This is a genomic window from Maritalea myrionectae (genome assembly GCF_003433515.1).
GTDB classification, from domain to species: Bacteria; Pseudomonadota; Alphaproteobacteria; order Rhizobiales; family Devosiaceae; genus Maritalea; species Maritalea myrionectae.
The window spans coordinates 804476-823995 of sequence record NZ_CP021330.1 but is presented as its reverse complement, the minus strand read 5'-3'; the positions used below and the strand labels follow the sequence as shown (position 1 = coordinate 823995).

At 53.5% G+C, this 19520-nt stretch carries 24 protein-coding genes; 1 reads left to right on the top strand and 23 read right to left on the bottom strand.

The genetic code is table 11. From position 1 onward, the window contains the following. Nucleotides 1-11 precede the first annotated feature (11 nt). The 11 genes from MXMO3_RS04145 to MXMO3_RS04090 all read right to left on the bottom strand — a co-directional run bounded on the left by MXMO3_RS04145 (nucleotide 12) and on the right by MXMO3_RS04090 (nucleotide 11677). A complete protein-coding gene (locus MXMO3_RS04145; RefSeq protein WP_117395031.1) occupies nucleotides 12-641 on the bottom strand; it encodes a LysE family translocator in 630 nt (209 codons plus the stop codon). 104 nt (nucleotides 642-745) lie between these two features. Next, on the bottom strand, nucleotides 746-2683 hold the full coding sequence (gene ftsH, locus MXMO3_RS04140) for an ATP-dependent zinc metalloprotease FtsH (protein ID WP_027834949.1): 1938 nt from the start codon (nucleotides 2681-2683) through the stop codon (nucleotides 746-748). 168 nt (nucleotides 2684-2851) lie between these two features. Continuing rightward, entirely contained in the window at nucleotides 2852-4150 is a 1299-nt protein-coding gene (gene tilS / locus MXMO3_RS04135; RefSeq protein WP_117395030.1) for a tRNA lysidine(34) synthetase TilS, read from the bottom strand. Continuing rightward, entirely contained in the window at nucleotides 4144-5166 is a 1023-nt protein-coding gene (ybgF, locus tag MXMO3_RS04130; protein ID WP_117395029.1) for a tol-pal system protein YbgF, read from the bottom strand. The genes tilS and ybgF overlap by 7 nt, the downstream gene beginning before the upstream one ends. A gap of 146 nt (nucleotides 5167-5312) precedes the next feature. Beyond that, complete coding sequence (gene pal / locus MXMO3_RS04125; protein ID WP_051213609.1) at nucleotides 5313-5801, bottom strand: peptidoglycan-associated lipoprotein Pal; 489 nt, start codon at nucleotides 5799-5801, stop codon at nucleotides 5313-5315. A gap of 155 nt (nucleotides 5802-5956) precedes the next feature. Next, on the bottom strand, nucleotides 5957-6781 hold the full coding sequence (gene ygiD, locus MXMO3_RS04120; RefSeq protein WP_117395027.1) for a 4,5-DOPA-extradiol-dioxygenase: 825 nt from the start codon (nucleotides 6779-6781) through the stop codon (nucleotides 5957-5959). 89 nt (nucleotides 6782-6870) lie between these two features. Further along, nucleotides 6871-8184 carry a Tol-Pal system beta propeller repeat protein TolB gene (gene tolB, locus MXMO3_RS04115; protein ID WP_245985801.1) on the bottom strand — a complete coding sequence of 438 codons (1314 nt, stop codon included), beginning with the start codon at nucleotides 8182-8184 and terminating at the stop codon, nucleotides 6871-6873. Nucleotides 8185-8240: 56 nt separating this feature from the next. Further along, a complete protein-coding gene (locus MXMO3_RS18620) occupies nucleotides 8241-9275 on the bottom strand; it encodes a cell envelope integrity TolA family protein (protein WP_162889126.1) in 1035 nt (344 codons plus the stop codon). Between the two features lie 2 nt (nucleotides 9276-9277). Beyond that, nucleotides 9278-9727, bottom strand: a complete 450-nt coding sequence (tolR, locus tag MXMO3_RS04100) for a protein TolR (protein ID WP_036221866.1) — start codon at nucleotides 9725-9727, stop codon at nucleotides 9278-9280. After that, complete coding sequence (gene tolQ / locus MXMO3_RS04095; protein WP_027834955.1) at nucleotides 9727-10431, bottom strand: protein TolQ; 705 nt, start codon at nucleotides 10429-10431, stop codon at nucleotides 9727-9729. Before tolQ ends, tolR begins: the two co-directional genes overlap by 1 nt. 199 nt (nucleotides 10432-10630) lie before the next feature. Then, a complete protein-coding gene (locus MXMO3_RS04090) occupies nucleotides 10631-11677 on the bottom strand; it encodes a DUF418 domain-containing protein (protein WP_205468073.1) in 1047 nt (348 codons plus the stop codon). Nucleotides 11678-11750: 73 nt separating this feature from the next. On the opposite strand from MXMO3_RS04090, the gene MXMO3_RS04085 reads away from it, so the two are divergent. Further along, nucleotides 11751-12317 (top strand): TetR/AcrR family transcriptional regulator, encoded by a 567-nt coding sequence (locus MXMO3_RS04085; protein WP_117395024.1) that lies wholly within the window; start codon nucleotides 11751-11753, stop codon nucleotides 12315-12317. Here MXMO3_RS04085 and ybgC read toward each other — a convergent pair. The 12 genes from ybgC to MXMO3_RS04025 form a co-directional block, all read right to left on the bottom strand. Continuing rightward, nucleotides 12314-12736 (bottom strand): tol-pal system-associated acyl-CoA thioesterase, encoded by a 423-nt coding sequence (gene ybgC / locus MXMO3_RS04080; RefSeq protein ID WP_117395023.1) that lies wholly within the window; start codon nucleotides 12734-12736, stop codon nucleotides 12314-12316. The genes MXMO3_RS04085 and ybgC overlap by 4 nt on opposite strands. Next, nucleotides 12736-13191 carry a hypothetical protein gene (locus MXMO3_RS04075; RefSeq protein ID WP_117395022.1) on the bottom strand — a complete coding sequence of 152 codons (456 nt, stop codon included), beginning with the start codon at nucleotides 13189-13191 and terminating at the stop codon, nucleotides 12736-12738. The genes ybgC and MXMO3_RS04075 overlap by 1 nt, the downstream gene beginning before the upstream one ends. A 16-nt stretch (nucleotides 13192-13207) precedes the next feature. Next, entirely contained in the window at nucleotides 13208-13693 is a 486-nt protein-coding gene (locus MXMO3_RS04070) for an NUDIX hydrolase (RefSeq protein WP_117395021.1), read from the bottom strand. Between the two features lie 3 nt (nucleotides 13694-13696). Then, a complete protein-coding gene (locus MXMO3_RS04065; RefSeq protein WP_117395020.1) occupies nucleotides 13697-14185 on the bottom strand; it encodes an NUDIX hydrolase in 489 nt (162 codons plus the stop codon). A gap of 20 nt (nucleotides 14186-14205) precedes the next feature. After that, on the bottom strand, nucleotides 14206-15018 hold the full coding sequence (locus MXMO3_RS04060; protein WP_036221869.1) for a metallophosphoesterase: 813 nt from the start codon (nucleotides 15016-15018) through the stop codon (nucleotides 14206-14208). A gap of 68 nt (nucleotides 15019-15086) precedes the next feature. Next, nucleotides 15087-16136, bottom strand: coding sequence for a Holliday junction branch migration DNA helicase RuvB (gene ruvB, locus MXMO3_RS04055; protein ID WP_027834958.1), 1050 nt, complete (start codon nucleotides 16134-16136; stop codon nucleotides 15087-15089). Nucleotides 16137-16181: 45 nt separating this feature from the next. Further along, nucleotides 16182-16718, bottom strand: a complete 537-nt coding sequence (locus MXMO3_RS04050) for a hypothetical protein (RefSeq protein WP_117395019.1) — start codon at nucleotides 16716-16718, stop codon at nucleotides 16182-16184. Nucleotides 16719-16803: 85 nt separating this feature from the next. Further along, entirely contained in the window at nucleotides 16804-17322 is a 519-nt protein-coding gene (locus MXMO3_RS04045) for a hypothetical protein (protein WP_117395018.1), read from the bottom strand. After that, nucleotides 17323-17940, bottom strand: coding sequence for a Holliday junction branch migration protein RuvA (gene ruvA, locus MXMO3_RS04040; RefSeq protein ID WP_027834961.1), 618 nt, complete (start codon nucleotides 17938-17940; stop codon nucleotides 17323-17325). Next, nucleotides 17937-18446, bottom strand: coding sequence for a crossover junction endodeoxyribonuclease RuvC (gene ruvC / locus MXMO3_RS04035; RefSeq protein ID WP_027834962.1), 510 nt, complete (start codon nucleotides 18444-18446; stop codon nucleotides 17937-17939). Before ruvC ends, ruvA begins: the two co-directional genes overlap by 4 nt. Nucleotides 18447-18567: 121 nt before the next feature. Then, entirely contained in the window at nucleotides 18568-19068 is a 501-nt protein-coding gene (locus tag MXMO3_RS04030) for a copper chaperone PCu(A)C (RefSeq protein WP_245985800.1), read from the bottom strand. Nucleotides 19069-19108: 40 nt separating this feature from the next. After that, nucleotides 19109-19513: a DUF2946 family protein gene (locus MXMO3_RS04025; RefSeq protein WP_027834964.1), complete on the bottom strand. Its 405-nt coding sequence runs from the start codon at nucleotides 19511-19513 to the stop codon at nucleotides 19109-19111. Nucleotides 19514-19520: the final 7 nt, after the last annotated feature.

The window sequence follows — 19520 nt, the reverse complement described above, 5'->3', positions numbered from 1 at the left end:
TAGCCCTCAGGTCAAGACCTATCCAGCACTAATTTGGCGCCCAGGCCAATCAAAAACGTGCCGCCGATACGTGGAAGCCAAGCTGAGCGGGCACTAGCGGCTGTTAACCGTTTGAGCATCCAACCCGCAAATAAAACACAAGCCAAATCTGCGCTTGAAAACATGACATTCACAATGGTGCCCAAAATCAGCATTTGCGCCCAAAGCGGCAAGCTGGCATCAAGCGACACAAATTGCGGTAAAAACGAAATAAAGAACAATGCAGTTTTGGGGTTGAGCACTTCAACACTGATGCTTTCAACAAACGCCCGCTTGGCGCTTTTGGTGCGTGGCTCATCCGCTTGGTCCGCCTTGCCGCGGCGGAAGATCATCATCAGGCCGAGATAAATGAGATAGAGCGCCCCCGCAATCTTCACCACCAAATAAAGCGTAGGCACCGCCAGCAACAGTGCGGCCAAACCGAAGGCGGCCAGCATCACATGGGCATAGCCCCCCAAATGCACACCAAGGGCAGCCATCAGGCCAGCCCATTGGCCACGCGCAATTGTCTGCGCGGAAACATAAATCATCGCCGGGCCGGGCAAATAAGCAAACAAGGCTGTTGTGATCAAAAAGGCAAGTAGGATTTCAAACGACGGCATCAGATAAACTCCGGTTCGCACACCTTCAACTTTAGCACCCGCTGCACCAATAAAAAAGAGGCCCGAAGGCCTCTTTCATTGTTCGTTTGGTATCTTGAAGAACCTTAACTATCGGTTTGCGGTTCCGCATCACCTTCAGTGCCCTTGCCATCATCATTTGGCTTTTTCTTCGGCACAGCTTTGCCCGCACGTGGCACGCCTGTTGACTTCGCTGTTGGCGTGTTGTCGTCATCCGAGCGTGTGGGCTTTTTGCCATCACGCAAGGCGCGCAATTCGTCACCCGTCAAGGTTTCGAACTCAAGCAAAGATTGGGCAATGTCTTCAAACAATTGCTCATGCTCTTTGATCAAGTTGCGGGCTTTGGTTTCAGCTTCTTCCACCAAGGTGCGCACTTCTTCATCAATAAGACGCGCTGTGTCGTCGGACATGTGATCGACATTGGCTGGGCCATAAATACCCTGCGGATCAGACTTATAAAGCACACGACCCAACTTTTCAGACATGCCCCACTCGGTGACCATGGAGGTCGCCAACTTTGTGGCACCCTGAATATCACCTGCGGCACCTGACGTTACTTTATCCGGGCCAAACTTGTGGATCTCCGCTTCACGTCCGCCAAAGGCCAGCACCAATTGGGCCAACGCTTTTTCTTTCGAGAACGAATATTGATCGCTCTCGGGCAAGCTCATCACCATGCCCAATGCGCGACCGCGCGGGATGATGGTGGCTTTGTGAATCGGGTCCAACACATGCGACATGATCAGCGAGACAAGCGCGTGGCCAGCTTCGTGATAGGCGGTATTGCGCTTTTCATCTTCTTTCATGGCTAGGGTACGGCGTTCCGCGCCCATCATGATTTTGTCTTTCGCATCTTCAAATTCGGCCATGGTCACAAAGCGCTTATTGCGACGCGCTGCCAACAATGCTGATTCGTTGACCAAGTTCATGATTTCCGCACCAGAAAAACCAGGTGTACCACGTGCCAGGATTTTCAAATCCACATCAGGTGCCAACGGCACTTTGCGCACATGCACTTTCAAAATCTGTTCGCGGCCAGTCACATCTGGATTTGGCACAACAACCTGACGGTCAAAACGACCCGGACGCATCAATGCTGGATCCAACACATCTGGACGGTTGGTCGCCGCAATCAAAATGATGCTTTCATTTTCTTCAAAGCCATCCATTTCAACCAGCAACTGGTTCAATGTTTGCTCGCGCTCATCATTGCCGCCGCCGAAGCCTGCGCCACGTGAACGGCCCACCGCATCGATCTCGTCAATAAAGATGATACAGGGCGAGTTTTTCTTGGCTTGTTCAAACATGTCGCGCACGCGACTCGCACCAACGCCCACAAACATTTCAACAAAGTCAGAACCCGAGATGGTGAAGAACGGCACATTGGCTTCGCCGGCAACAGAACGTGCCAACAATGTTTTACCTGTACCTGGAGGGCCCACCAGCAGCACACCGCGCGGAATTTTACCGCCCAAGCGCTGAAACTTACCTGGATCGCGCAAATAATCCACGATCTCTTCAAGGTCTTGTTTGGCTTCGTCGACACCAGCAACATCTTCAAATGTTACTTTGCCGTTACTCTCCGTCAGCAGTTTTGCGCGCGACTTGCCAAAGCCCATTGCGCCGCCGCGACCGCCACCTTGCATCTGGCGGATAAAGAAGAACCATACGGCAATGATCACAATAAACGGCAACCATGAGGACAAAAGGATTGTCCAGAACGGGCTTGATTCCGGTGGCTTAGCTTCAATCGTCACGCCACGGGCTTCAAGACGGGACACCACATCCACCCCTTCAGGCAGATAGGTTTCAAATTGCTGCCCGTTACTTAGAGTGCCGCGCAACCGATTTTGGGTGATGGTGACGTTTTGAACAGACCCAGCATCCACATCCGAAACGAATTGTGAATAGGTCTTTTGTGTCAGCCCCGCAGTTTGCGACGATGTTTGAAAAATTTGGAAGAGGCCAAGCAACATAACAAGGATAATCATCCAAATTGCAAGGTTGCGAAAATTACCGTTCATTTAACCTGCCTTGAATAAATGTGCATACTCTATACGCACACAATGAGAATTTGGATCGAATGTAAGGTCCAATGCCCTTAGTTACAAGGGGCGCGACCTTCAATTTGATGACTGTTCTTAACACAATGTGTTTAACAAACGCCCGACCAATTGCCGCACTTGCGGCGCTTAAGACAGCGCATTGGGACCAAATATCCGAAAAACGTCAATATTGGGGCCTAAAACATGTTCGCCGAGCGCTAAAATCTCGTCACCGCTGGTCACCACTGGCGCAGCGCGCACAGCTTCCATCGGCACAAAACTCAAGTCAGGCAACAATTGATCGAATTTAGCGCGGGTCATCGCCGTCGCTGGTTGCACTTGCACCGACCCGGGCGCATCAGCCGCCAAGATGATCTTAAACCGGTCGTCCCAAATCAAACTCTCGCCCGGCTCCAGCGACAGGGGATGATCATTCAGGCGCCCTACTTCACGGAACACTTGAATTAGAGCGCCATGACCACGAATGCCACAACCGCCCAGCGTTTGCCCGCGCAAATGCAGTTGCCCCATGCACAATAAATCATAGAGCGCTTCAACTTTGGCGAGGTCCGGCGCCGCCGACGCACCACCTGCATCATCAAGCGCCCGCACCAGCAAACGAACCCCGATTTCGGCAGGTTCAGACTTGATCAGAGCATGGTCAAACAACACGCAGCCAAAGGGGTCGATAAAGAACCGCTCGCTATAAACACCCTCTGCAACGGCATTCAAGGCGGCGTCCGCACGTCGCAATCGTCGGGTTGAAAGACCTATATTTTTTGTTTGCAACCCCAAGCGCTGCAACCCTTTCAACGCCTGCCGCCATCGCACGCGTTCAAACTTTTCATCATTATTGGACGGGTCCACCACATAGCCAATTTGCTCTGCATCCAAAAATGACACCAAATCGGCCTTAGGCAAATCGAGGAAGGGGCGAATAATATCAAGCCCGAACGCCACCGAATTGCGCCCCATGGCCCCAAGCCCGGAAAGCCCGCTGCCCCGCGCCAACCGCATGAAAAATGTTTCCGCCTGATCATCCAAATGATGTGCGGTAAAAAGCTGGGTAAGGTCCAATTCCTGCATTTTATTTTGCATCAATTGATAGCGGACCTCCCGCGCACTTTCTTGAATGCGGGACGTGGGGGCAAATGCATCAGGCGTCAGAATGGAACAGGCAAGCCCCAAGGCTTGTGCCGCACGTTGCACCAGCAGTGCTTCCTCAGCAGCTTCCGGGCGCAAGCCATGATCGACGGTGAGCACAACCAATTCAATGTCTTGATCCTGCTGCGCTGCAAAGCGCGCGGCCAAATGCATCAGGGCCATGCTGTCTGGTCCCCCAGAAACAGCAAGCGCCGCCTTTTGGGTTTCAAAAAGCGGCGCGAAAATATAATTCAGAAAATCTGGCTCAAGCAAATACTGATGTTGACGTTCAATATTTAACATTGTGCCTTTCGCTGTTCCTCTGAGACGCGTTGTTTAAATGCCTTGGGTTGGTCGGGATATCGACGCAACACTTCCACAAACGTACGACAAGCGGTCTCCCTTTCGCCAGCACTGTTTAGGGAAATCCCCAATTTCATCACCATATCGGGTGAACGTGCAGCATTTGGATGGGCTTCAAAGCCCCTGAGCAGCACTTCTGCCGCTTCTTCATATTCACCGCGATTGAGCAAACTATCGCCCAACCAATGATAGGCATCTGGGGCCAGCCTATTGTTCGGAAACAGTCCAATAAATTGCCGGAACTGGTCTTCCGCAAACACATAATCGCCGCGCAGCAAGGCTTCGTAGCCCGCATCATATTGCGCCTTGGCATCCGCATCCGACAAGGCTGCACCCGGATCAAACTCAAGGTCCATAGGCTGCCCCGCGCCGATGCCCGCCAATGCGTCACCAGAAAGTGTGCCCAGCGTGCCTTCAGGCGTACCAAGTGTTAAGGGCACGTCTTGATCAGCTAAAGTTCCCTCGCTTTGGCTCTGCGGCACTCCCCCAGATGGCGTCTCGCGATCTGATTGGGGTGCCGCACTAGTTTTTCCCAGCGCACCGCCTTCGAGTTCTTGGAACCGGAATTCATAATCTTCTTGCATGCGTTCAAGCAAAGTCTGCATTTGAGTGAGCTGGAATTGAAGCCCCTCAACTTGACCCGTCAATGTCCGCATCCGCTCTTCAATCGCATCAATGCGCACATTCACTTCGGCCACTTGCCGAGACTGCGCCACTTTCACCTTGATTGGCTGGCGATCCGAAACACGTTCGATGCCCAATCCGTCAAACCCTTGTTCAAGCACCAAAACATGGTTGCTCAACAAATCTGCCTGCTGTTCGAGCTGGATCAAACGGCTGAACGCCGTGTCATTCGTCTGGCTGCCTGCTTGCGCCACACCGGTTGCCCCGGCGCAAACCACACCCATCGTCGCTGCAGCAATCATTTTTGCCCAACGTTTGTTCATAACCGACATAAAGTCACTCCTTCGTTCGTAACGAACCGTCACGCATCAAACCACCTAATAGATTGAAGGTAAAACAAAAATAAGACAAAAAAACGCCGGGTCCGCAAATTGCGAAGCCCGGCGCCCGCCTCCAGCAGAGGATTCTTAAATGGTGCTTATGGCAGCAACACGGTCACCGCACGGCGGTTCTGTGACCAACATGAAATATCGTCACAAACTGCCACAGGACGCTCTTTACCAAAGCTCTTGGTGGTGATGCGTGTGGAGCTCACACCACGGCTAACCAAATAGTTGACGGCAGCACTGCCCCGACGTGCACCCAACGCGATGTTGTATTCGCGGGTGCCACGCTCATCGGCATGGCCTTCAACCAAAACTCTGTATTGTGAATATTTCTGCAACCATACGGCTTGCTTGTCCAAAGTCGCACGGGCTTCGGCAGTCAATACTGAGCTGTCGGTTTCAAAGAACACACGGTCACCAACAGCAACCAAAAATTCTTGCGGTGTGCCGGGCTGAGCCTGACCTGGCCCCAAATTGCCAACACCTGCGTCTGGTGTACGCGCACAAGCGGCAACAAATGCCACCAACGCCACCATTGTAATGCCTTTCAAAAGGCGCATCATATTATTTGCCATGGACATGGTCCTTAATAGCTCCAGAAAAGGTCGAAATTGATTGACCCGGTTATACCCTTATTTATCTTAATTTGGGGTTTGTTAACGCGGTTAATGCGGTCTTAATCCGGCTATTTTAAGGCGAAAAACGCCCAATTCCGTTGCCTAAATGCAACCCGCAATCAATTCGTGTAATAAATAAATGATCGCATAGATAAGCTGCCCATATCAAACTGGTCATTAAAGAACGCCAATTGATCCTTTTCATCCACCAAGCCAGCGCAATAAAAGGCGGGTGCAAAATGCTCCACGCTCGGATGCGCTTGTGGCAGCAGGCTGCCATATTGCTCCGGATCCGCCATCTCACCAAAATTGCGATCAATGAGATATTGCGAAACCTTTTGGTCAAACTCCTGCGCCCAATCAAACGCCTCGACGTCGCGCGAGATTGCCCGCAAATTATGCACCAAATTGCCGCTGCCCAAGATCAACACCCCACGATCACGAAGCGCCTTAAGGTCGCGCCCTAAAGCAAGTTGCCCGGCAAAATCCAAATCCCGATTGATCGAGATTTGAAACACGGGAATATCAGCTTCCGGATAAAGATGCCGCAACACCGCCCAGGCTCCATGATCCAAGCCCCACTCCTCAGTGGGGATCGCCGCATGGTTTTTCAGCATGAGCGCCACATCATGCGCCAGTTCTGGCGCACCAGCGGCAGGATATTGCACATCAAACAAATCCTGCGGAAAGCCATAAAAATCATGAATGGTTTTGGGCATTGCCCCCACATGCACCAGCGTGGAATGACGTGTTTCCCAATGGGCCGATATGCACAATATGGCTTGTGGCCGTGCCAGCTTTTGCCCCAATTGCTGCCAGCTTTGCGCAAACGCATTATCCGTGATGGCATAAAGCGGATTGCCATGCCCCAAAAACACAACGGGCGCCCGCTCTGCCGGCGCCAATTGGTCAAGCATTTGATCAAATCGCAAAGAATTTAGCATGTTCGCCTTCCTGACCCACAGCCAAAGTGCTGTGTCTGTTCGAGCTAAGCACCTTAGCGCAACCGGTCAAGAAGGCACAATTTTGTGCCTTAACCCAATAGCGGCGACCATGTTGGGTCCGACGCGTAGGTTGGTGTCTCAATCCGCCGCTCGTTCCGGCCCCACACATCAATCGTGTAAAGCTGCGGTCCGCTGTCGCCACCCGGGTCTTTGAAATACATCAATACCCGACCGTTCGGCGCCCAAGTTGGCCCTTCCATCAAATAACTTGAAGAAAGAACACGCTCACCGGAGCCATCAGGCCGCATGGTGCCAATATGGAATTGACCATCCTTTTGCTTGGTAAAGGCGATCAAGTCACCCTTAGGCGACCAGACGGGCGTTGAATAACGGCCATCACCAAAACTAATACGCTGTGCACCGCCACCATTTGCGCTCATCACATAAATCTGTTGTGAGCCACCGCGGTCACTTTCAAAGGCAATGCGTTGACCATCTGGAGAAAAGCTGGGGCTGGTATTGATCGACGCACCAGATGTCAGTTGCATCGGCTTGCGCTGCTGCAAATTCATCAGATACAGATTTGTGTCCGCGCCCGTGGTGACGCTGAACGCCAAGTGGCTGCCATCGGGCGAAAACCGCGGCGACAAGGTCATCTTGCCAAAATCTGCGACGCGCTGCTGCTGACCGGTCGACAAATCCAACAAATAAATCTGCGGCACGTCACCGGAAAAATTCATATAGGAGAGCATATTGCCCGTGGGCGAATAGCGCGGCGTCAACACGATCGAGCCGCCATCCGTCAGATAACGGTTGTTCGCCCCATCCTGATCCATGATCGCCAGGCGCTTAACCCGGTTGGCCTTGGGCCCGCTTTCTGCCACATAGACCACGCGGGTATCGAAATACCCATCCTCACCAGTCAATGTTTTGTAGACCGCATCCGACAGGATATGCGCCACCCGACGCTTATTGTTTTCGTCGGCAGCAAAGGAACGGCCAAAGCCTTCTTCACCCGCAACCACATCCCACAAGCGCACATCCGCGCGGATTTGCCCGCCCGTGCGCTGTACAGAACCCATCACCAACGCATCAGCGCCCAATTGCCGCCAGGCCCCAAACTCAGGTGTTTGGTTCACATCACCCATTTTCAACGGCATCTGCTCGGTTGGATAAGGCGCAAAAAGGCCGGAACCGCGTAGATTATCGATCACGATTTGCGTCAGTTCACTGCCCAATTGTGGATCGGCAGAGCTGAAAGTCGGCACCCCGATCGGCATCGGTTCAAAGTCACCACCTGTGACCACGATTTTCACCAATGCTGCTGCAGGTTGCGCAAATAGGCTGGCCCCCATGCTGGCAGCGCCCAGTTTCAAGGCATTTCGACGCGAGAATGTTATCATTTCCATCTCCTATTCCGCCCCTTTAACGCATAACTCGGACCGGCTTTGCATATAATCTATCTCAGATCCCGTGGATCAAATGTGACATCAACCTGACGCCACTCTTCATATTTTTCAGCCGCCAATTGATAAGGCCCGCACCGACGCACCGCACGTTGCGCGGCGGACGCGGTGGCCTGGCCAACCTGACCGGATATTGAAATATCCATCACTTGCGGCGTGCCAGCAACCGAACCATCACGATTCAAATCAACCAAAAGCCGCACGGTCAAGCCATCCTCATCCAAGGCAGAAATCGGCGGGTTCCAGCATTTGCGCATTTGCGCAGCCAAGGCCGCCCGCTCTGATTGGGTCAACCGAGCCGCTGTACCGCTGGTTTTGCCAGCCGTTTTCTGTCCGCCCTGTCCGGTGGTGCCACCACGGCTTTCTTCTTTGTTGATGATATCGGAAATCTTGTCAGCTTCTTCGCTTTGCTTTTCCTGTTGTGCCCGTTCCGCTGCAGCTTGCTTTTGGCGCTCCGCCTCCTGCGCGGCAAAGGCTTGCCGTGCTTTTTCAACCGCACTGGTGGCCGCAGGGGGCGATGGGGGCACAGGCGTTGGCTCCGGCGCAGGTTCTTCGGTCACCACAGGTTGCTCGGTCGGTTCTTCAACAGGTTCTGGCGTCGGTTCCTCAACTGGGGCTGGTGCACTTGGCTCCACCGGTTCCGGCTGTGGCTCAGGCTCAACCGGCTCCGGTGTCGGTTCGGGCGCGGGGGGCGTTGGCGGCGTCGGTTCAGGCGCAGAATTATCTGTGGGCGCTGGGCTTGGGTCCGGCGTATCTTTCGGCGTCACCTGATCTTCTTGCGTGTTGCCCGTTGGCTCCGCCAGCTCGGCAGGTGTATCCGTATCTACTGCAGACGGCGTCTCGGTCTCGATCACATTGCTGTCGAGCGAGCCTTGCCGAATATTGGAAAATTCTTCAATCGGCACCAACTCAATCGGGATCGCCTCAATCTCTTGCGGATCAAACGCATCAGCCTGGCCAAAGGACATCAGCCCAACAGCAATCAAGGCGGCGTGTGAAACCGCAGATATGGTGATCCCCAGGCGCATATTTACTGAACCTGTTCCTGCTCGGTAATAAGCCCGATTTTGCTATAGCCGGCGCCGGACAATTGTCCCATCACCTGCATAACGGTGCCATAGTCGGCCACATTGTCACCGCGCACATAGATGCGCTCTTCAGTGCCATTGACGGCCACTTCGTCGAGCTTGGTCAAAAGCGTTGCACGATCGACCAACTCTTCCAGCACATAAATCTGACCATCAGCGGTCACCGTCACGGTGACCGGCTTGCTTTCAGTGTTAAGGCTTTTCGCCTCGCTCTGTGGCAAATCGATCGGCACACCAACGGTGAGTAATGGTGCCGCCACCATAAACACAATCAGCAACACCAACATCACATCCACAAGGGGCGTGACGTTAATCTCGCTCATTGGTTGTGAGCGGCCGCGGCGTCTGCCGCGCCGCGCACCACCTGCGCCGCGTGAAACACCCATACCCATTATTGTTGCTCCCGGCTTTCCAACTGGCGGGTCAGGATCGATGAAAACTCATCCGCGAACCCTTCCAAACGACCAATCAATTTATTGGCGTCGGATGAAAGCTTGTTGTAGGCAATCACCGCTGGGATCGCAGCCAAAAGGCCAATGGCCGTGGCGAACAACGCCTCAGCAATGCCCGGCGCCACAACCGCCAAATTGGTGCTTTTAGAGGCCGCGATAGATTGAAACGAGTTCATGATGCCCCAAACCGTGCCGAACAGGCCCACAAATGGCGCGGCAGACCCTACCGTGGCCAAAAAGCCCAAGCGCGATTCCAGCACGTCACTTTCGCGGCCGATGGTGATATCCAACACCTTATCCAAGCGCTGTTGCACCCCGATATAAGAAGAAGCGCCCTGCTCATGGCTGCGCTTCCATTCCTTCATCGCGGCCACAAAAACCGCGCCCATGCCGCGCGGGTCTTCGTCCGACAGGCGTTGGTAAAGATCTTCAAGTGATTGCCCAGACCAGAAATTCTTTTCGAATTTGTTCATGGCCCGTTGCGCCCGACCATACATCACGCTTTTTTCAATGATGATGGCCCACGTCCAGATCGAGGCCGCGAGCAGCCCAAGCATAACCGCCTTCACCACCCAATCCGCAGCCCAGAACAATGCAAAAAGCGACAGATCGGCCGAGCCGTGCGCGGCGAGTTCTGCTTCCATGATTTTCCCCTAATCCTTCACATACTAAGCGGTAAGCCTGACACAACTCACCCGTTGCTTTTGGCATGACGGGCAAATTTGTCAAATTTAAGAAGTCACAACCCAACATTGATCGATTGTCACTTCAGCTTAATGCTTTACGCCGTCCATGGTTCATTTATGGTTAATAAAACCTTGCTGAACGGGGAATGAATGTGGTTTAGCCGCAAATTTTGCGCATAAGACTTTCCAAGGGGCCGCGTTTAAACCGCAACGACCAAAAATAGGCGAATATGATCGCGATAGTGCAAAACACCCCCGAAGCGATCCAGACATGTTCGACTGGTTGGTTTTCGAGCATCCCCAACGCTTCCAACACCCCCATGCCCAGCGCTATATGCGCAATATAAAGGGTCAGGGTTTGCTGTCCTGCAGGCTGTATATACCGCAGGAGTTTCATCCGCAGAAGGACCGGCGCCAACAGCAAACATGTCCCAATCAAAAAAGCAGCGCCGCTGGCCCCTGCCAGCATATAAAGCGGCGTTGGCGGAATGGGTGCTGTACCAAACAACAGCGCAAGTTCGGGAACAGGCACAGCCTGTTGCAGCGCAGTCGCCACCATATCAACGGCCAGATAGAGGACGAGCCCGCCGACCGCCAGCCCCCATTGCAATTTAAATGAACCCAGCGCCCGACGGCTGAGCCAGATGCCGAAAGCCAAAAAGCTGAGCCAAGGCAAAACAGGGTGCCAACCATTAAAGAGTAGATTGCGGAAAAAGCCCTCGATGGTCCAAAAATCCAGATAGCTATTGGTGCCCCAATCCCAACCTGCATCATAATTGAAAAACAACAGCCCGATCATAAAGGCGAGATTGATGCCCACAATGGCAAGCCACAGCCCCCAATTGTTCAGCGTCAACAACCACGCGGCAAACAGGAAATAGATCGCGTAATAGTGAATAATATCAGCGGGAAAAATCAGCATGTTGATCAAGCCAATGGCCAACAAAAACCCGGCACGCTTAAGCAAAAGCCAATAATTCACTCCGTTTTTGAATGCCAAACCAAGCCCGACACCTGCCAAAACCACGAAGCTGGCGGCAGCGCGTCCTTCCAACCCATAAATCAGCTTATGGGCAAGGCTTTCGCCTGGCTCAGGCCAGCCCATCACCAGATTGAAATTGATCACCACCATACCGATAAAGGCGATGAGACGCGCCAAATCCAACCCATCAAGCCGCGTGCCGGAAGCCTTCACATTACTCACAACAAATCCCTTTCAATGAACGTTCGTTCATTCATTTGGCGATTGATTTGAACTTTGCAAGAGGCTAGGAAAAATGATGGATAAAAATGAGCTGACCAAACGAGAACAGGCCAAACGCGCCAAGCGACAACTGATCCTTAAGAGCGCAATGGATTGCTTTATTGAACAAGGGATCGCGCAAACCGGCATTCGCGACATCGCCGACCACGCCAAGATCAGCTTGGGCAATCTTTATAATCATTTTCGGCGTAAAGACGAGCTGATCGCCGAGATCGCCCGGATTGAAGCGCAAGCCATAGCGCCGCTGATCAGCGAACTGCAAACAGTTCCCGCAAAATCCGCCGATCTGAAGCCATTTATCGACGCCTATCTACGCCAAATATCATCGCCCGCCTATGCAATCCTGTCTGTTGAAATATTGGCCGCAGCCATCCGTCAGCCAAAACTGGCCGAACCCTTCGAGGCCAACCGAAAAGCAATGATCAAGGCACTGGTTCAGAACACCCAGGCGACGACAGCGGATTTGGAAATGCTGCTGGACGCCATAGAGGCGCTGGGCATGCGCTGCGGTTTGGAACAGCGCAAACCGAGACGGGCTGAGAAATCAGCACTGTATAAATTGGCGGAAACGCTAACCTAGCCGCCGAACCGCGCGCGCAAACGTTCGGGCAGGCGCGTGGGACGGCCATTGGCTTTCATGGTCACGGCCACCACTTTTGCCCGCGTGATTACGTCCTCCCCCCGGCGCAAAATTTGCTCGAGAATAAAGCGACTGCCCTTCATTTCCAGCACGGACGTTGTGGCCTCCAGAATATCATCAATATGCGCGGCGCGATCATAATCGATCTGCATGGAGCGGACCGCAAAAGCGATCCCCTCCTCGTCAAACAATTTTTGGTGGTGCACATCATGGGCCCGCAAAAACTCGGTGCGGGCACGCTCAAAAAACTTCAGATAGGCCGCATGATAGACATTGCCGGAAAAGTCGGTGTCTTCATAGTAAACCCGGACGGGAAACACATGTGACCCATCCGCCTGCAGCGCACCACCAAATTGCATTATTCAACCACCTTTGCACACGAGCTATCGCCCACCCCTTCACAGGGACGGAACGTCAATATTTCGGTTTCACTATCATCTTCGAACACGGCTTGCACCGTGATGGTTTTTGCCGTGCCCGGCTCCAACGTCAGGGCAATATCGTCAATGCCACCGTCACTGGGGATCATAAACGGCGAATCCGGAATACAGGCCGGCATGTCAAACGTCTGGTCCAGGCTGTCTGCATTGACCGAATATCGGATTTCCTTCAACCGACAGCGCGACGTGAGCATATTCGTAAAATAAATAAACTGTCGCCCATCATATTCACGAAACGCCACCCACCCCGATTTGTTCGCGTCCAGCATCATCTTGAACATGGACACCTCCGGTACGCCAGATTTGTCCTGCGCTAAACCACCCGTCGGCAGCGCCAACCCAGCCATCATCACCAAAGCCAAAAATTTCTTCATAAGCCCTCTCCCAATTTCAGCCATCAAACACAATGTGCAGCGGCAACGGCGGCAGGTCAATAAAATGGCTGTGCAAAGCGCGCGGTTGCAGATCAATATTGGTCAGCACCGTGGGAGAAAGCTCTATCCAGCGAAAGCGATAATGCCACCCCTCTTCCTCCAGATGATGACAATCTTCCCCCGTAACAAACTGCACTTGCGGCGGACAGTCGGCGACATAATAGAAGGCCAATTCGTGATAGTGCTCACCCGCCAGATCAAAAAAACTTTCGGCGATGATATGCGGGGCGTCCACCTCAATCGTTGCATCCAGCTCTTCGCGAAACTCGCGCTTTAATCCCTCAATCGAAGTTTCGCCACGCTTGGGCCGTCCGCCGGGCAAAAACCAGAAATCAATACCGTCAAAAGTGGTGCAAAGAAGGTGATTGTGCTGCCGGATAATCGCAGCACTGCGCACATTAAAATGCGCGGTGGAGGTGCTGAAGCTCAGATCAACCGACATGGATCAATAATCCGGGTCGACAACACATTCATGCACAAATCCTTGCGGTAATTCCGCCACCCGCGTGCGCATGGAAAAGGGATGCAGATTGATCTCGGCCAGGGCATCCGGCGCAGTGTGCACCCACTCAAAACTAAGGACTTTGCCATCATCTTCGCCGGTGATGCACACCCCCGGCTGAAAGGGCACGTGCAGGGGTTTGGCCACTTCGTAATAGAAGGCAAACTCGTGAAACCGTTTGCCATAACGCCAAAAGAAATTCTCGAGCATATAGCGCAATTGCGGCGTTTCGATCTGGGCGTTCAGTTCTTCATCCATTTCACGATGGATCGCGTCTAACGAGCTTTCGCCGCGCTGTACTCGCCCGCCGGGCAGGCAGACAAAATCATCATCATCTTCACGCACAACCAACAAGTGGTTTTCGTGCCGAATAATCCCGGCGCAGCGAACATTGACCCGCTCATTGCCCTCGTCAAATGTCAAATTGCTCATCAATTATTTCCTAAAACAAATCAGCCCAGCTCAATCAGATTTATTTCAGGCGGCACCCCAAAGCGCAACGGCAAAACCGAATAGCCCAAGCCGCCCGACACAATCAAATGCCGATCATCTTCCACCACATGCCCATAAGCATATTGATTGCCGTAGCGCGAGGGCACCGCTGGGGAACGATCCCGCACCCGCACTTGCCCGCCATGGGTATGCCCGCTCAAAGTCACCGACACACGGCTTGGGACTTTCGGGAAAATATCCGGCTCGTGCGCCATCAGCACGATCGGTTCATCATTGGTCACCTGCGCCAAAGTGCCGTCCAGATCATCCAATCCAACCACGCCACGGCGGGGAATGCGCCGATTGGACAGCAAGGCCAATTGGCTCTCCAAACCGGCCAGCCAAAATCCATGGCCGTCTTTTTCAAACCGAACCGCCTCGTTGCTGTAAACTTTAATGCCCACCTCTTCGAGCGCGTTGCCCGCCATGGTGGGGCCGCCACGGCGCGCTTGCGCCTGCAAATCTTCCCACCAATCATGATTGCCCAACACAGCATGAACACCCAACGGGGCCTTCAATTGCGCCAAGGATTCGGCCCAATGATTGTGCGGCAAGCTTTTGAACATCAAATGCATGCCCGACAGATAATCGCCCAACAGCAGCACAATATCGGGCTTCAAGGCATTGGCGCGCGCAACAATTTTGTCAATCCGCGGCACGTTCATCCACGCGGTACACGCGTGAATATCCGCCAGCACCACAATGCGGAGCCGAAAGCCCTTCGGCCAGTCTTTTGGCGTGAGTTGATCATGCTGTACGTGCAAACGAACCATAAAGGCCTTCCAATCGCGTGTCCGGGTGGCCCCATCATCGCAAACAATCAGGCACCAATAGGGCGAGCTTAGTCCTCGCCCTTCTCTTCTTCAAACAAGCTGGCTTGAACGCCGATAAATCCTTGTGGCACGCCCATATTTAAATGCTGAAACGCATGCGCCGTGAGCATACGCCCGCGCGGGGTGCGTTGGATAAAACCCTGCTGGATCAAGTAGGGCTCGACAATTTCCTCAACCGCATCGCGCGGCTCCGACAATGCGGCCGCAATGGTTTCAATGCCCACAGGGCCGCCGCCATAATTGGTTGCGATGGTGCCCAGATAGCGCCGATCGAGCTGGTCCAATCCCCGTGCATCCACGTCCAACCGCCCCAGCGCCTTGTCAGCCACGGGCGCGTTGATCTCCGCCACATCATCTACTTGCGCAAAATCAGCCACACGCCGCAGCAAGCGACCAGCGATCCGAGGCGTGCCGCGTGAACGACGGGCAATTTCCATCGCCCCATCTTCGCTCATCCCGACGCCCAAAAGCCGTGCCCCACGGCGCACAATTTTCACCAGTTCTTCCGGCGTATAAAATTGCAACCGCACCGGAATGCCAAAACGGTCACGCAAGGGCGTGGTCAACAGCCCCGCCCGCGTTGTTGCGGCCACCAGCGTGAACTTGGCCAAATCAATCCGCACCGAACGCGCCGCCGGCCCTTCGCCAATGATCAGGTCGAGCTGAAAATCTTCCATGGCGGGATAAAGCACTTCTTCCACTTGCGGGTTGAGGCGATGAATCTCGTCAATAAACAACACGTCGCGCTCTTCCAGATTGGTGAGCAGCGCCGCCAGATCCCCAGCTTTGGAAATCACCGGGCCGGAAGTGGCGCGAAAGCCAACGCCCAATTCTTTCGCCACAATCTGCGCCAAGGTGGTTTTGCCCAAGCCCGGCGGACCGACAAACAACACATGGTCCAGCGCCGTGCCGCGCTTTTTGGCGGCATCGATAAAGACCTGCAAATTCTCGCGCGCCTTTTCCTGCCCCACAAAGTCGTTGAACAAGGAGGGGCGAAGGCTGACGTCTAGCTCGTCCGGCTTTGGATTTTCAATATTTCGAACTTCACTATCCGACATAAAAAAGGATCACCATTTTCAAAACGCGCATTTTGCCCGCAATTTTCAGTCCCGTTTGGCCGTTGGGCTGGCCAACATCCAAATCACCTGCGCCCAGACGAACGACACCGCTGTGCCCGCTATAACGCTTAGCACCAGACTAAACAAGATTTGCACCACACCAACCGAACTAACACTTTGGCTGAGCAACACCATTAAGATAGCGACAACCGCCAACCCATAAAGGCCGCCCGCGATCACCGCGCGACGGATAAACGTGCTGCGCATCAAGGCCCGCCCTTTGCCGACTGCGCGCGCGTAGCTCCCCAAGGCCACCAGACTAAACGGCAGAGCAGCGACGCCTAAGACCAGCGCAAATCCAAGCCCCTGTGCCAACTGCACCCAATAGCCCGACACAGTGGGATTGGAGAGCGCACGCCCAATATCGGAAAAGCCAAACAGAATGACCAACAGCAACGCACTTCCCAATGGCCCTGCCACAGCGCTGATCCACAAAAACCGCACCGCTTTGTCCTGCGGTGACTTCTCTTTCGGTTCTTCCTTGCGCTTTGGCGGCGGTTGGAATTTTACCACATTGCTCAAGAGCTCAACTCCTTCTGGCCCATCCGGATCAGTTTTTCGGTGTCCACCACGTGGTCCTCTTTCGCTACAATACTATCAGTCATATCTAATTGATCCATTTCGCTAGTCGACCCAATGCTAAGAAGATATGACTGGCAACAAAACTCAAAATCGCCCCCAAAATTGTGCCGATCACAACCGACACGAACATTTCCCCTCTGATAGAGGCAATATCTGGCTTGGACGAAAACAGTTCAAAACCAAAATTGATCATCACCGAAAAGAGGAACCCGAAGATGGTGCCAGCCATCGTGGCATTTTGCACGAAAAACGGGCCGGGAAACGTTTCAAATGCCGGGAGGTTTTTGAGCAGTCGCCACAAAAAGAAGCCACTCACAGGCAGCGCACATGCGCCCAAGGCCAATGAAATAAGGGCGGGCTGAAAAAAAGCGACGGAAAAATAGAACCAGTTTGGCTCACGCAACAACTGGCTCAAGGCACCCCCATTAAACAACATCATCAACAAAAATGCTGAAAAGGATGGTCCCGCGAGCATACTCACCCAGGCAAAAGCGTGTGGATGCTTACCCAAATTGCCAGCATCTTGTTGCGCATAATCTGCCATTTAGGAGCTCAACTCCTTCAGCCCCATCCGGATTAGCTTTTCGGTTTCCACATCGTCGCCCTCTTTCGCCACAATGCGGGCAACGGCGGCGCTGGCTTGTGCTTGCGCATAGCCCAAATTGGTGAGTGCTGAAACAGCGTCAGCGATATTGCCTGTGGCCACGCCTTCGCCCAGCGCTTCTTGCAGCCCATGCACGCCTGCATCAATGGCGCCGCCAACAGGGGCCTTGCCTTTTAGCTCGGAAACAATCCGCTGCGCCACTTTGGGGCCAACCCCAGGGGCGCGGCCCACCATGGCTTTGTCCTGCAAGGCGATTGAGGATGACAATTCGGAGGCGGACAGGGTGGACAAGATGGCCAAGGCTACCTTTGCCCCCACGCCTTGCACGGTCATCAACAGCAAAAACCATTGCTTTTCGCTTTCAGAAATAAATCCGAACAGCTTGAGCTGATCTTCGCGCACATAGGTTTCGATGAACAGGGCCACCGCTTCGCCCTTGGCAGGCATGGCCGTCAGTGTGCGGCCCGAACAGTGCGCCTCATAGCAAACGCCATTCACATCGATCAGCGCCTTGTCATCCGCAACGCTTTCCACCAAGCCTTTAAGCTTCCCGATCATAGACTTGCCTCTCTCCGATTAAGCGCAGGGCGGTGGTGCGCATGCGCCACCGCAATCGCCAACGCATCCGCCGCGTCGGCATTGTTAAACTTGGCCGTGGGCATCAACACTTTAATCATCATTTGGATTTGTTTTTTATCCGCATGGCCAGCGCCAACAACAGATTTTTTGACTGCGTTCGCCGCATATTCGCCCACGCGCAAACCACATGAGGCGGGCGCCAGCAAGCAAACGCCCCGCGCCTGCCCCAACAATAGCGCCGAGCGCGGCCCCGCATTCACAAAGGTCTCTTCAACCGCCGCTTCATCCGGATGATATTCTTCAATCAATTTTTTGATTTCATCATGAAGGCAAAGGAGCCGCTTGCTGAGTTCTTCATCAGTAGGTGGCTTAATGCAGCCGGAAGCGACAAATTTGAGCCGATTGCCCTCAGTGTCGATCACGCCCCAACCGGTATTGCGCAAGCCGGGGTCCAACCCCAAAATTCGAATAGAATGTGCGCTCACCGCCGCCCCATTTCATGAATCAAAAACGGCGCACACCCAATGTGCACGCCGCTTTAGTTTGAACATGTTCTTGTTCTGTACGCAAGTCAGTTCAATGCAATTGCGCTGACTTGTGCAAGTTTTAGTTGTTCGAATGATCCATAGATGGCGCGCCCAAAGGTGCTGCCGCGAACATCACATCAACCGTGCCAGCTTTCTCAAACTCCAAGCTAATGCGCACCATATCGCCCTCAGCGATGGTTTTGTTCAAGCCCATCATCATGATGTGAAACCCACCCGGCTTCAGTTCAACAGTCTCACCTGCAGGCAGAGCAAGGCCATCTTCAAGTTGCTGCATTTTCATGACGCCGTCCTTCATGCTCATTTCATGAATTTCGACTTTGGCGGCGACCTCGGATGAGGCAGCGATCAAGCGATCCGCTTCACCGCCTGTGTTGGTGACCATCAAAAACGCCCCGCCCGCTTTTGCACCGTTAGGTGTCGCACGTGTCCAGGCATTCTCAATTTTGATGTCGCCCGCCATCACCATTTGCGCATGTTCAGCAAAGCTGGGGAAAGCAAAACTGGCAACAAGTGTCAGGGCGGCGATGATGGTGGCGATTGGTTTCAAAATATTTCTCATTTTAGTCCTCATAGATTTGAATTGAATTGTTGGGTCGGATTCAAATCAAAATGGGCGGCGCCCTTTGCGCTTGCGGCTCGAACAGATCGAGGCGCCCGACTTGAGGTTGAGAATAAAGATTATTGGTATTGCGACCTTGAGGAATCGCAAACTGAAGCACAGGAGCCGCAGATAGATCTGCGAGCGCAAATCCGGCCACTTGCGCCATCACGCAAAGGCCGCCATCCCCTTGTGCACCCGCAGGCACAGAGTCATCCTGAACTTCAATCAGGCCATGGGTGGTGCAAAGAATTAGGCCATCTTGACCATTGAGCGAAGAAAGCGCCGCCGCATAGCTGGGCAGCATGGCTTGCAACAGCAAAAAAATAGCCAAGGCAACGCTGCGCTCTTTACGATCAAAGCGCGGCAGCAACTGCTTGGCTATTTCAAATATGCGACGAAACATCGTTCGT